Origin of the sequence: Streptomyces sp. RKAG293, from assembly GCF_023701745.1 — a bacterium.
GTDB lineage: Bacteria > Actinomycetota > Actinomycetes > Streptomycetales > Streptomycetaceae > Actinacidiphila.
Genome location: NZ_JAJOZB010000001.1, coordinates 638501 through 651351, shown reverse-complemented (window position 1 = coordinate 651351; position 12851 = coordinate 638501). Strand labels below are relative to the sequence as shown.

Below are 12851 nucleotides of genomic sequence, written 5' to 3'. Positions count from 1 at the left end.
GCTCACCGCGCAGCCGCCCGGGGAGAGGACCTCAGCGCCTACCTGGCGACCGGCGGCTACCCGCCCGCCCCCGACCCCCGTCGGCTGCTCGACCGCGTCGCCTCGCGTGGACTGCGCGGACGGGGCGGGGCGGGATTCCCCACCGCCGACAAACTCCGGGCGGTGCGTGACGCGCCGCTCCCCGCGGTCGTGGTGGCCAACGGCGAGGAGGGCGAGCCCGGCTCGGCGAAGGACCGCTGGCTGCTGCGCTCCCGCCCGCACCTCGTCCTCGACGGACTGCGCCATGCCGCGTCCGTGACCGGAGCCGAGCGCGGTTATGTCTACCTCTCCGACGCCGCTTCCGCCGAGAGCGTCCGACGGGCTCTGGCCGAGCGGCCGCCGGACACTCCCGTCGAGGTCGTCGTGACCGAGCACACCTACGTCGCGGGCGAGGAGACGGCCGTGGTGCGCCGCATCGACGGCGGCCCCGCACTGCCCACCGCGAAGCCCCCGCGCCCGTTCGAACGAGGTGTCGGCGGCGCGCCGACGCTGGTGGCCAACGTGGAGACCCTGGCCCGGCTCGCTCTGCTGGCCGCCGGCCCGGGCACCGCTGCCGCGGCCGACTCCTACCTGGTGACCCTCTCCGGCGGGCGGACCGAAGCCGTACTGGTCGAGGCGCCGAGAGGCACCACCCTGCGGACACTGGCCGACGCCCACACCTCCGACGGGGCCACGGCGCTGCTCATGGGCGGCCTGTTCGGCGGGCTGTACGGCGACGGCTGGCAGGACCTGCGGCTGGACCACGACGAACTCGCGGCAGCGGGCACAGCGCTCGGCTGCGGGGCGATCCGGTTCCTGTTCCCGCAGGACTGCCCGGTCGGGGCGGCGGCGGACGCCGCCGGTTTCCTCGCCGCGCAGAGCGCCCGGCAGTGCGGCGTCTGCGTCTCCGGCACGCAGGCCCTCGCCGGTGCCCTGGCCGCAGTCGCGAGCGGAACGGCGTCCGCCCAGGACACCGACAACCTGCTGCGCTGGTCGGCCGGCCTGCCCGGCCGCGGCGCGTGCGGTCTGCTCGACGCCGCGGCACGCACCGCTGGGACCCTGCTGCGGCACTTCCCGCACCTGGTCCGGTCGCATCTGGACGCACCCTGCCCGGACTGCGCCGCCGCTCCGCCCGACGGCGGGAACCGCCTGACGGTCGCCGCCCCCTGAGCGGGCCCCGCCGCCTCAACGCCGCCCGAAACCAACCGACTCCGCCCGAAACCAACCGACTACACCCGAACCATCCGACCCCACCCGAAACCATCCGACCCCACCCGGGCCGTCCCGATTTCTTGAGGAGCACCCATGAAACTCCAGCTGGACTCCACGCTCTGCCAGGGCTACGGCCTGTGCCATGAACGGGCCCCGGAACTGGTCGGGATCGACGAGTGGGGCTACGCGCACCTGATCGCCGCGGCCGTCCCCGGCGCTGCCGCCGAAGAGGCCGCCGAAGCGGTCACCTCCTGCCCCAACGCCGCGCTGCGACTGGTGAAGTGACCATGGGACGTGACCTGTCGGCCCTGTTCGACCCCATGTCGGTGGCCATCGTCGGAGCCAGTGACGACCCGGCCAAGTACGGCCACGCCATAGCGGCCCAAGCGGTGCGCGCCCCGCACCGTCGTCCCGTGCACCTGGTCAACCGGCGCGGAGGAACGGTCCTGGGCCGGACCGCGGCCACCAGCCTCACCGCGATCGGCGAACCCGTCGACCTGGTGGTGATCTCCGTCCCGGCCGCAGGCTTCGAAGCGGCCGTTGACGAGGCGCTGGCCTGCGGAGCCCGCTCGATCGTGGCCATCACCGCGGGCTTCGCCGAGACCGGACCGGCCGGACGTGAGCGCCAGCGGGCCATCGCCGAGCAGGTGCGCGCGGCCGGGGCGGTCATGGTCGGACCCAACTGCCTCGGCATCGCGGACAACACCACGGACCTCCATCTCGCCTCCGACCACTTCACCCCCGGCGGGGTGGCGCTGCTGAGCCAGAGCGGCAACCTCGCCCTGGAGCTCCAACTCCGCTTCGGGGCGCACGATCTGGGCTTCTCCCGGTTCGTGTCCCTGGGCAACCAGGCCGACGTCACCCTCGTCGACCTCCTCGCCGACTGCGCCCTGCACGAAGGCACCCGGGCCATCGCCGTCTACGCGGAGGACTTCGCGGACGGCCGCGCCTTCGCCGAAGCGGCCGCCGCGGCCGGGAAACCGGTCGTCCTGCTGACCGGTGGCCGCGGCGACGCCTCGGCCCGCAGCGCCCAGTCGCACACCGGAGCACTGACGACATCCTCGGATGTGGTCACCGCGGCCTGCCGTGACGCCGGCATCGAACTGGTCGCCACACCGCGCGAGCTGACCGTCGTGCTGGCCGCCCTGGACAGCGGTCGGCGGTCCCGGTGCCACCGGGTCGCGATCGTCACCGACGGCGGCGGCCACGGAGTCATCGCCGCCGACGCCGTGGAAGCGTCAGGGCTGACGGTGCCCGAACTCGGCCGGGCCACCCAGGACGGTCTGCGGGCCGCGCTGTGGGAGCAGTCGTCGGTGGTGAACCCGGTCGACCTGGCCGGCATGGGCGAGCAGAACCCCGCGTCGTACGCCGCCGCGGTGGCCGCGCTGCTGGACGCCGAGGAGACCGACGCCGTACTGCTGACCGGGTACTTCGGCGGCTACGCGGCCGGCGACAACGGTCTCGGGGCGGGCGGGACGGCCCTGGCGGCCGGCGAGACGGCGGCGGCGCGGGCGATCGCGGACCATCAGCGCACGGTCGCCACACCACTGGTCGTCCAGTCGATGTACCCCCGGTCGTCCAGCTGCCGGACCCTGGCGTCGGCGGGCATCGCCGTCTTCGGCGCGACCGAGGACGCCGCCCGCGCGCTGGCCGCCCTCACCGCGCCGCCACACCCGGCGTCGTCGGGCATCCTTCCGCTGCCGCCGGCCGCCGAACCGCTGCGCGAGACGGGCTACCTGGCGACCCGCCGTGCCCTGGAGGCCGCGGGGATTCCCTTCCCGGCGGTGCGCGAGGTGCGCGACGAGGAGCAGTTGCTCGCCGCCGCCGACGCGATCGGCGGCCCCTACGTCCTCAAAGCCCTGCACCTGCTGCACAAATCGGACGCCGGTGGCGTCGCACTGAACCTCTCCGACCCTGACGCCCTGCTCGCCGCGTTCCGCGACATGCACACCCGGCTCGGTGCGCCCGCGTACTCGGTGGAGGCCATGGCCGATCTGTCGGACGGCATCGAGCTCATCGTGGGCGTCAACCATGACCCCCGCTTCGGGCCGGTCGCCATGGTGGGCCTCGGCGGCGTCCTCGCCGAAGCGCTGCGGGACGTCGCCTTCGCCCTCGCCCCCGTCTCCGCCGAGCGTGCCCGGACACTCCTGCGAAGTCTCCGCACGGCCTCCCTGCTCGACGGTGTACGCGGCAGGCCGGCCGTGGACGTGTCCGCCGCGGCCGAAGCCATCGAACGGATCACGGCCTTCGCCGCCGCCCACCCCGAGATCGCCGAACTGGAGATCAACCCGCTGCTGGTGCGCCCCGACGGCGTGCTCGCCCTGGACTCCCGAGCCGTCCTCGCCTGACGAACGCTCGCAGCCCGTCGCCCGCAATCCGTCGCCCGCAACCAGGGCCCCGCCGGCCCACCTGATCCGCACCCCCGTCCAAGCCATCCCTCAAGCCCCCGAAGAGGCCCTCATGGATATGCGCTACACCACCGAACAGGCCGACCTCAAAGAGCGCGCCGCCGCATACGCCCGGCTCCTGATGGGCTACGAGGATCAGTCGGAGACGGCCGGCGGCCCCCTGCCGAAGGAGACGATCGCCGAGTTGACCCGTGCGGCCATGGACGCCGGGGTCTACGCCATCAACATGCCCGCCGAGTGGGGCGGAGCCGGGCTGAGCCTGCTCGACCAGGTCATCGTCGAGGAGGAGTTCGGCAAGGTGACCAACTGCCTGTGGGACATCCCCTGGCGCCCCGCGAACGTCCTGGCCCACGGCGACGAGCGCCAGCGGGAGAAGTACCTGCTGCCGGTCATCCGCGCGGAGCGGTTCGACGCCTTCGCGGTGACCGAGCCCGGTGCGGGATCCGACCCGTCCTCGGGGACCAGCACCGCCACCCGCACCGAGGGCGGCTGGCTGCTCAACGGTGAGAAGTGGTTCGTCACCTGCGGCGACATCGCCGACTTCCTGCTGGTCCAGGCGGACGCCGGCCCCGAGCGCGCGCCCACGCTGTTCTTCGTCGACAAGGCCGCGCCCGGAGTGACGATGACGCGGGTCCCGCAGTTCATGCACAGCGCGGTGAACGGGCACCCCGAGTTCACGTTCACCGATGTGTACGTCGGTGACGAGGACGTGCTCGGCGGCGTCGGCGGGGGTTACGACCTCACCAAGGAGTGGTTCACCGACGAGCGGCTGATGATCGCGGCCCGGACGGTCGGCGCCGCACAGCGCGCGTTGGAGCTGGCCCGGGAGTGGGCTTTGGGCCGTGAGCAGTTCGGGTCCCGCATCGCCGATTTCCAGCTGATCCAGGGGATGCTGGCCGACTGCGCCGTGGACATCGCGGTCAACCGCGCCTACACCCACCAGGTGGCGTGGGAGGCCGATCAGCCGCACACCGACCGCAAGATCCTGCACGCCAAGGCGGCCACCGCCAAACTCTCGGCGAGCGAGGCCGCGGGCCGGGTCATCGACCGGTGCCTGCAGATCTTCGGCGGCCGCGGCTACGACCGCTCCTATCCGGTGGAACGCATGTACCGCGAGGTCCGGGTGGACCGCATCTGGGAGGGCACCTCCGAGATCCAGCGGCTCATCATCGCCAACGAACTCATCAAGCGCGGCACCGGATTCCTGGCCCTGCCCACGCCCTGACCCCGGCCGTCACCGTCCACCGCACACCACCGGCTCACCTTCACCGGCTCATCACCACCGGCCCATCACCACCGGCTCATCACCCTCGCGAGGAACCCCATGGACTTCCGGCTCACCGAACGTCAGATACAGCTCAAGACCGCCGCGCGCTCCCTCACGGAGTTCATCACCCGGTACGAGACCGACTGCGAGACGGACAACGGCCTTTCGCCCCAGGCCCATGCCGCCGTGCGCGACGCCGTTCTCGACTCCGGCCTCCAGGCGATCAACATGCCCATCGAATGGGGCGGTGCCGGACTCACCATCGCCGAGCAGGCCACCGTCCAGGAGGAGCTGGGCCGGCTCACCGGAGCGCTGTGGGACATGGTCTGGCGCCCGGCCAACGCGCTGCGCTTCTGCACACCGGAGCAGCGCGAGCGGTACCTGATCCCGGTCATCAAGGGGCAGCGCCGGGACTGCTACGCGGTCACCGAGCCCAACGCCGGGTCCGATCCGCAGAACCTGGCCACCACGGCCACCAGGACCGCGTCGGGCTGGGTGCTCAACGGTGAGAAGTGGTTCGTCACCGTCGGGGACCACGCCGACTTCATGATCGTGCTGGCGGCGGCGGGGCCCGACCGCGCCCCCACCCTCTTCCTCGTCGACAAGGACACGCCCGGCATCGAGATGACACGGGTGCCCCGCTTCATGCACACCTTCGTGTACGAGCACCCCGAGTTCACCTTCACCGATGTCGAGGTGGGCGAGGACGCCGTCCTCGGTGGTATCGGCGAGGGCTACGACATCACCCGCTCCTGGTTCACGGAGGAGCGGCTGATGATCGCCGCCCGCACCATCGGCGCCGCCGAGCGCGGGCTGGAGCTGGCCCGGGAGTGGGCGCTGGGCCGTGAGCAGTTCGGGTCCCGGATCGCCGATTTCCAGCTGATCCAGGGGATGCTGGCCGACAGCGCCGTGGACATCGCCGTCAACCGGGCCTACACCCACCAGGTGGCCTGGGAGGTCACCGGATCGACGGAGGAGAACCGGAAGAGCCTGCACGCCAAGGCGGCCATCGCCAAGCTCTCGGCGAGCGAGGCGTCGGGCCGGGTCATCGACCGGTGCCTGCAGATCTTCGGTGGCCGCGGCTACGACCGGTCGTACCCGGTGGAGCGCATGTACCGCGAGGTGCGGGTGGACCGGATCTGGGAGGGCACCTCCGAGATCCAGCGGCTCATCATCGCCAACGAGCTCATCAAGCGCGGTACCGGAGTCCTGGACCTTCCCGCGACGCTCTGACGTCTGCCGGGAGCCGACCCGGTTCGGCGTAACGCCGCGTAGCGCCCGGGAGCGGTCCTGTACGGGGACCGCTCCCGGCCCATCGGCACACCACACCCCGACACACCATGAAGGAGAACCGATGGCCGACATCGCACGGGTGGGCATCGTAGGGTGCGGACTCATGGGCTCCGGCATCGCCGAGGTCTGCGCGCGGGCCGGGATCGATGTGGTGGTCGCGGAGACGGGCGCGGCGGCGGCGCAGGCCGGCCGGGACCGGATCGCGCGGTCCCTGGAGCGCGCCGCGGCGCACGGCAAGCTCGACGCCGCCGACCGGGACGCCGCACTGGCACGGATCACGGTCGTCGCGGATCTCGATGTGCTGCACGACCGTGACCTGGTCGTCGAGGCGGTCGCCGAGGACGAGCGGACGAAGGTCGCGGTGTTCACCCGGCTCGACGCCGTGGTCACCAGGCCGGACGCGATCCTGGCCACCAACACCTCCTCCATCCCGGTGATCCGGCTGGCGGCCGCCACCTCCCGGCCCGAGCAGGTGGTCGGCGTGCACTTCTTCAATCCGGTCCCGGTGCTGCGGCTGGTGGAACTCGTGCCCTCGCTCCTCACCTCCGCAACGACCGTCCAGCGGGCGGAGAGCTTCGCACGCGACATCCTCGGCAAGGAGATCGTGCGCGCCCAGGACCGGGCCGGCTTCGTGGTCAACGCGCTCCTCGTTCCGTACCTGCTCGCCGCCGTGCGCATGGTCGAGTCCGGCACCGCCTCGATCGAGGACATCGACCGGGGGATGGTCCTGGGCTGTGCCCACCCGCTCGGCCCGCTCGCACTCACCGACCTGATCGGCCTGGACACCACCCGCGCCATCGCCGAATCGATGTACGCGGAGTTCAAGGAGCCCCTGTACTCACCGCCGCCGCTGCTGTCCCGGATGGTCGAGGCGGGACTGCTCGGGCGCAAGACGGGACGCGGGTTCCACACCTACGCCTGACCGGGCCCGGGTTTCCGGGCACCGGGGCCGCGGCACCAGGTCCGTGAGGCGCGCCCACGGTCCCGGTGGCGCAGATCATGGGAGAGGATGGCCGGGTCACCGCGCCGACGACAACTGGGGAGCACAACCGTGGCCACGAACGGGCGCACGACGGAGACCCGCGAGCGGATCCTGTCCGCCGCCTGCCAGGTGATCGCCGAGACCGGGTTCGAAAAGATCCGGATGTGGATGGTGGCGGAACGGGCAGGGGTGTCGACCGCGCTGTTGCACTACCACTACAAGACCCGAGACAAGCTCTTCACCGAGGCGATGACCCATTCGTTCGCCAACACCACCGTGGACCTCGAGCGTGACGCGGACTCGGTGGCGCCGTCGGTCATCCTGGCCCGCATCGTACGGAGTCTGCTCCCCATGGACCCCGAGTTGCGCCAGGACTGGCGCCTCTGGCAGGAACTGTGGGTACGGGCGCTGCGCGACGACGAGACGCAGCGGTTCGCCGTCGACCTGTACGACCAGCTCCAGGAGTGGGTCTCCGGCGCGGTGAACCGGGGAATCGAGGCGGGCGAGTTCACCGACACCGACGTCGCCGCGCTCAGCACCCACATCCTCGCCCTGTGCGACGGCTACGGCATCCGCCTCATGCTCGGCGATCCGAAGGTCACCTCCGACAGCGCGCTGGAGGCGGTCTGGCGAGCGATCGCCGCCGCGCTGGGGATCTCACCGGCCTTCCCGAAGGTCTGAACGCGACGGGTCGCCTCCCCCGGTCGCCGCAAGGGCGGCCGGTGCGTGGGGTGTCCGTGGGGTGGCGTACCGTTACGGCTCGAACAGGCGAACCCCACGGCCGCTGCGATCTGAGCGTGCCCGCCGACAGGACCCGACCACTCCTGCCCACGGCACATGCGAGGAGGAGCAGCCATGCGGTGGCATCGCCGCGATCCCATGGCGCCGGGCGCGCTGCGCCGGGAATGCCGGCGCATCCTGCGGGAGATGCCGGTGCCGGATCCCTTCACCGTGGCCGGGTTCATCAAGAACATCGAGGCGGAGCGTGGCCGCGAGATCCGCCTGGTCGAGTTGCCCGCCGATGTGCCGGGCCAGACCGGGGCCTGCGGCCTGTGGGTGAAGCACCGTCAGCGTCCGCTGGACCTGATTCTGCACGTCCAGGGGACGACGAAGTTCCACCGAAAAAAGATCATCTTCCATGAGCTCTGTCATCTGTGGTGCGAGGACGGCTCCGGCGCGGAGCGGGAACAACTCGCGCTGCTCTTCCCCGGGATGCCCCCGGAAATGCTCGACAGGCTGCTGTCCACCGGTCAGGTCATGGCCCGCAGCGGCTATGCCACACACGCCGAGGCCCGGGCCGAAACGCTCGCCGATCTGCTGCATCACGAGACCCGGCACGCCCGGATCACCGGTGATGTGACCCTGCGAAATCTCGACGAAAGCCTGTCGCGGCCCATCGCGGGTCCGCGCCGCAAGAAGGTGCTGCCTCATGACTGACGTCATCGCTTACGCAATCATCGCTCTGCTGCTCTTCCAAGCAGTGTGGCGGGTACCGGCCGCACTGCGCGGGCAGTCCCGGGAACGGTCGCTGTGGGGCGCGTTCGCGGCGCTCGCCGTCGCCTGGCTGCTGCGCACCGGCCTGGGCAGGGCCGTCATCGACGAGCTGGGTGTCGTCGACCTCGCGACCCTGCTCAAGCACACCATCACGATCGCCGGCATCTGCGTGCTGCTCCGATACGTCACCGCGGTCGACGGCGACGTCGCCGCGTCCGACGGCGCCGTCCTGCGACGCGTGCGCATCACCGCCGCCGTGCACCGCATCGCCACCAGGGCTTCCATAGCAACCGTGCTGGTCATGGCCGCGGTGTTCTTCCTCGTCCTGGACCGCACGCGCACCGATAGCCCGTACTTCATGGCCCGCCATGCCGGCGAGGTGGGACTGGCGCTCTACATGGGGCTGTTCTACCTCTACACGGCCGTGGCAGCCGCGGTCTGCGCCTATCAGTGGGGCGGTTCCGCCCGCCGGGCACAGCGCTGGACGCTCAGGATCGGCCTGACGATGATGGCCGTCGCGATGGCGCTGGCCGTGCTGTACGCCTTCCTGCGCACCGCCTACTGCGCGTTCATCACGGTCCGCACGGTCTCCATGAGCTTCGTCGACCTCCAGGAGAACGTGACGGACTCCGTGCTGTACCTGGTGTTCCTGCTGTGGGCCCTGGGCGCGATCGCCCCGGCCACCCAGGCCGTCATCGACCGCAGGAGGGCGAAGCGGACGCTGAACGCGCTCTACCCGCTGTGGCGCGAACTTGCCCTGGCCGTCCCCTCGGTCATTCTCCGCGCACCCAGCAACCTGCTGCCGGGCCACCGCTTCGCGGCGCCCCTGAACCGGGCCCGTGACCTCATGAGGCTCTCCCCGCCGCCCTACCAGCTGCTGGAGCGCTACATCACGGAGATCAGCGACGTGCAGCGCACCTTGAGCCACTACGCGTCACCGGGTCTGTACACGCGGGCCAAGGCGCTCGCCGACGGCCAGGGGCACACCGAGGACGAGGCCCGCGCCGTCGCCGACGCCTACTGGATCAAGAGCGCGCTGGCAGCCATGGCGGCCGGTACTGCGGCCCACAGCGCCCCGGTCGACGTGCCTCCCGCCGACGACGACTTCGACATCCAGGTGGAGCGGTTCGTGCGGACCCAGGCGGCCTACGGCCGGACCGTCCCCGAAACCGCCCGGACCCTCCTCCGGACCGACGTGACCGTCTAGCCGACCTACCGACCGTCAGAGAAAGCGTGAACAGCACCGACATGACCGACAACAACGCCCGCCCCACCGTGTCCGCGGGTCTGCTGTGCTTCAACGAACACGGGCACGCCCTGTTCGTGAACCCGACCTACAAGCCGTTCTGGAACCTGCCCGGCGGGCACGTCGAGCAGGGCGAGACCCCGGCGACCGCCGCGGTACGGGAGGGCCGGGAGGAACTCGGCATCGACGTGGAGGTCGGGCCGCTGCTCGCCACCGCCTGGATCACCGTCCCCGGCCGCGGCGAGCAGGTGCTGTTCGTCTTCGACGGCGGCGAGCTCAGCCCCGAACAGCAGGCGGCGATCACCGTCCAGGAGAGCGAACTCAGCGAGCACGCCTTCTTCCCCACGGACGACATCGATCCGGCGGTCGCCCCGCCGCACCTGCTCGGCCTCCTGCGGAGTGCCCTGCGCGCCCGCGCCGAGGGCGGCGTGGCGTACCTGGAGGTCAGTGTCTGACCGGTCACCGGATCCTGTACGGGGTGGTGCCACGGGGGGGATCCGTGTCACCACCCCTCGTCCGTGGCGGGCCCGTTGGATCAGTCCAGATCCGTGTCGGTGCCCGCTCCCGGCAGTTTGCCGTCCTCGATGTCGTCCAGCAGATCGTTGAGGAACGACACCAGCCGGGTGTTCAGGGCGCCCCCGCCACCGCGGGTCGCCATGCTGCCGACCTCGCCGCACCGGAAAGAGGCGATCAGCTCCAGGTTCGCGGCGAGCTCGCGCACGGCTTCGTCGTCGGGCCGGAAGAACTGCGGCGGAGCGTGATAGGCCGCGGCGAGGCCGTCCAGGATCTGCGGTGACGCGTCCGCGCGGGCGCCGGTGCGCAGATCGTGCACGCTGCGGTCCGAGGCCACCACGCTGCCGGCCTGTGCGTTGATGATCTCGGCGATCTCCGCATCGGTGGGCGGTGTCTGCCCGCCCTGATACGTGTGCTCGACCATGAAGCTGATCTTCTCGGACAGGGTGCGCGGGTCGCGGCGGCGTTCGTCCGAAGGCTGCTGGGGGAGGGGAGCGTCGTTGCCGAAGGACCGTTCCTGTGCCGCCAGCAGCTCCTGGACGCTCACCGCGTACGCGGCGGCCAGGGCCTCGGCGAAGGCCGGCTGGAGGCGGCGTACGCCCCGTTCGGCGTTGGCGACGGGCCCGGCGCTCTTCGTCCCCAGGATGTCCTTGGTCTGGTACTGGGAGTAGCCGGCATCGCACCGCAGGTCGGCGAGATCGGGCAGCTCCTCACGGGGGAACAGCTCGTCCAGATCCGCCCCGAGGGCGGTGGCCAGCGCCGGCAGCCTGTCCCCGTCCGGGCAGGACTGTTCGGTCTCCCAACTGGCCACGGTCGGGTCGGCTATGCCGAGGGCCTTCGCGACCTGGCTCTGGGTCAGATCGGCAGCGCGGCGCACCGCGCGGACGCGGCGGCCGTCGAAGTGACGAGAAGGCATTCAGCTGCTCTCCGGCTGCTGGTTGTCGTAGTGGGAAAACCTTAACCACTTGATCCGTTCATTGAATCAAGATAACTTCGATTCGACGAACTGAGCGAGGGGGCGACCTCTCGGCCGGGACTCGCCGGCGTGGTGCCGCCCGCCCTGAACGGGGCCGCGTCCACGGCACGGCACAGCACGGCACAGCACACATAAGCTACCCACCTGGTGACGTACGGGGGTCGTCACCAGGTGGGTGTCCTACCCCACGCCCGGCACCGAGGCCGCCCCATCATCGCCGGGCCCGGGTTCCGCGGGGCGGCGCAACCGATGGCGCTCATGCCGTCCGGGCGTCGAAAGAGGCGAACATGTCCACCAGCGGCTGCGGGGCGCGGTCGTTGAAGATGACGTCCAGGCCTTCCGCGGACTGCTGAGCGGTCTCCTCGCCGCGGGGGAAGAGGATCTCCTCGTAGGCGGCGAGTGCCGTCTCGACGTCGTCCGGATGCGCGGCCAGGCAGCGCCCCAGATCCGCGCCGTCGATCATGGCGAGGTTGGCTCCTTCGCCGGCGAACGGTGACATCAGGTGCGCCGCGTCGCCGAGCAGGGTCACTCCCGGTACCCGCTTCCAGCGGTGGCCGATGGGCAGGGCGTGGATCAGCCGGGGGGTCAGTGAGCCGTCCGCGTCGGCGACCAGCCGCCGCAACTCGGGCGCCCAGTCGGCGAAGTGTTCCAGCACGGCTGCTTTGGCGGCGGCCGTGTCGGTGAAGTCGATGGTCGACAGCCAGTCCTCGGCGGCCCGCAGCGCGGTGTAGATGTGCAGGCTGCCGTCGGTCTCCCGGTGGCCGAGGAAGCCCTTGTCGTCGCCCAGCGCGAAGAACATGCCGCCGCCGATCAGTTGCGCGGCCCCGGGGTGGCGGGCGTCGGCGTCCAGGAGGTCGAGCTCGACGAAGGAGATCCCGGTGTACGCGGGGGTCGCGTCGGAGAGCAGGTGACGGGTGCGGGACCAGGCGCCGTCGGCGCCGATGAGAAGACCGGTGGTGAACAGGGTTCCGTCGGCGAGGGTGACCTCGTGCCGCCCGTCGCCCAGGGAGCGGGTCGAGGCGACCTTCGCGCCCCAGTGGACGGTGCCCGCCGGCAGGGAGCCGAGCAGCAGGTCGCGCAGGTCGCCGCGGTCGATCTCGGGCCGGCTGTTGGTGCCGTCGTCGGCCTCGTCACGGAGCAGGCCGGCGTTCTTGTCGAAGACGCGGGTGGCCTCGCCGCCCCGGTGGACCTTGGCGAGGAACGCGTCGTGCAGTCGCGCGGCGTGCAGTGCGGCCTGCCCGGTCTCCTCGTGGAGGTCGAGCATGCCGCCTTGGGCGCGGGTCCGGGAGGAGGCCTCGAGGTCGAAGACGGCCGTTTCGATGCCGTGGATGTGCAGGACGCGGGCGAGGGTGAGGCCGCCGAGGCCGGCGCCGATGACGGCGATGGGGTGGTGGGGAGGGGTGCTCATGATCGGGCTCGATTCTCTTCGGGGGAGGGGTGAG

General features: G+C 71.4%; 12 protein-coding genes. 10 read left to right on the top strand and 2 right to left on the bottom strand.

Translation table 11 applies throughout. The features are described 5' to 3' along the window. Positions 1-42: 42 nt before the first annotated feature. From LNW72_RS02775 to LNW72_RS02730, 10 genes are all read left to right on the top strand, one after another. Positions 43-1188: an NADH-ubiquinone oxidoreductase-F iron-sulfur binding region domain-containing protein gene (locus LNW72_RS02775; RefSeq protein WP_250979998.1), complete on the top strand. Its 1146-nt coding sequence runs from the start codon at positions 43-45 to the stop codon at positions 1186-1188. Positions 1189-1323: 135 nt separating this feature from the next. After that, positions 1324-1515 (top strand): ferredoxin, encoded by a 192-nt coding sequence (locus LNW72_RS02770; RefSeq protein ID WP_164292460.1) that lies wholly within the window; start codon positions 1324-1326, stop codon positions 1513-1515. Positions 1516-1517: 2 nt separating this feature from the next. Further along, positions 1518-3578, top strand: coding sequence for an acetate--CoA ligase (locus LNW72_RS02765; RefSeq protein WP_250973836.1), 2061 nt, complete (start codon positions 1518-1520; stop codon positions 3576-3578). Positions 3579-3690: 112 nt separating this feature from the next. Beyond that, the gene (locus LNW72_RS02760) at positions 3691-4863 is read left to right on the top strand and encodes an acyl-CoA dehydrogenase family protein (RefSeq protein ID WP_250973835.1); all 1173 of its coding nucleotides are present in this window, start codon (positions 3691-3693) and stop codon (positions 4861-4863) included. A gap of 99 nt (positions 4864-4962) precedes the next feature. Further along, the gene (locus LNW72_RS02755; protein WP_250973834.1) at positions 4963-6138 is read left to right on the top strand and encodes an acyl-CoA dehydrogenase family protein; all 1176 of its coding nucleotides are present in this window, start codon (positions 4963-4965) and stop codon (positions 6136-6138) included. A gap of 121 nt (positions 6139-6259) precedes the next feature. Further along, positions 6260-7120 (top strand): 3-hydroxybutyryl-CoA dehydrogenase, encoded by an 861-nt coding sequence (locus LNW72_RS02750; RefSeq protein ID WP_250973833.1) that lies wholly within the window; start codon positions 6260-6262, stop codon positions 7118-7120. Between the two features lie 129 nt (positions 7121-7249). Next, positions 7250-7861: a TetR/AcrR family transcriptional regulator gene (locus tag LNW72_RS02745; RefSeq protein WP_250973832.1), complete on the top strand. Its 612-nt coding sequence runs from the start codon at positions 7250-7252 to the stop codon at positions 7859-7861. A gap of 174 nt (positions 7862-8035) precedes the next feature. Further along, positions 8036-8617: a hypothetical protein gene (locus tag LNW72_RS02740; RefSeq protein ID WP_250973831.1), complete on the top strand. Its 582-nt coding sequence runs from the start codon at positions 8036-8038 to the stop codon at positions 8615-8617. Then, positions 8610-9881, top strand: coding sequence for an MAB_1171c family putative transporter (locus LNW72_RS02735; protein WP_250973830.1), 1272 nt, complete (start codon positions 8610-8612; stop codon positions 9879-9881). Before LNW72_RS02740 ends, LNW72_RS02735 begins: the two co-directional genes overlap by 8 nt. A gap of 26 nt (positions 9882-9907) precedes the next feature. After that, positions 9908-10375 (top strand): NUDIX hydrolase, encoded by a 468-nt coding sequence (locus LNW72_RS02730; protein ID WP_250973829.1) that lies wholly within the window; start codon positions 9908-9910, stop codon positions 10373-10375. Between the two features lie 80 nt (positions 10376-10455). Here LNW72_RS02730 and LNW72_RS02725 read toward each other — a convergent pair whose 3' ends face one another. After that, entirely contained in the window at positions 10456-11349 is an 894-nt protein-coding gene (locus tag LNW72_RS02725; RefSeq protein ID WP_250973828.1) for a helix-turn-helix transcriptional regulator, read from the bottom strand. A 316-nt stretch (positions 11350-11665) separates the two neighbouring features. Continuing rightward, entirely contained in the window at positions 11666-12817 is a 1152-nt protein-coding gene (locus tag LNW72_RS02720) for an NAD(P)/FAD-dependent oxidoreductase (RefSeq protein WP_250973827.1), read from the bottom strand. Positions 12818-12851 lie beyond the last annotated feature (34 nt).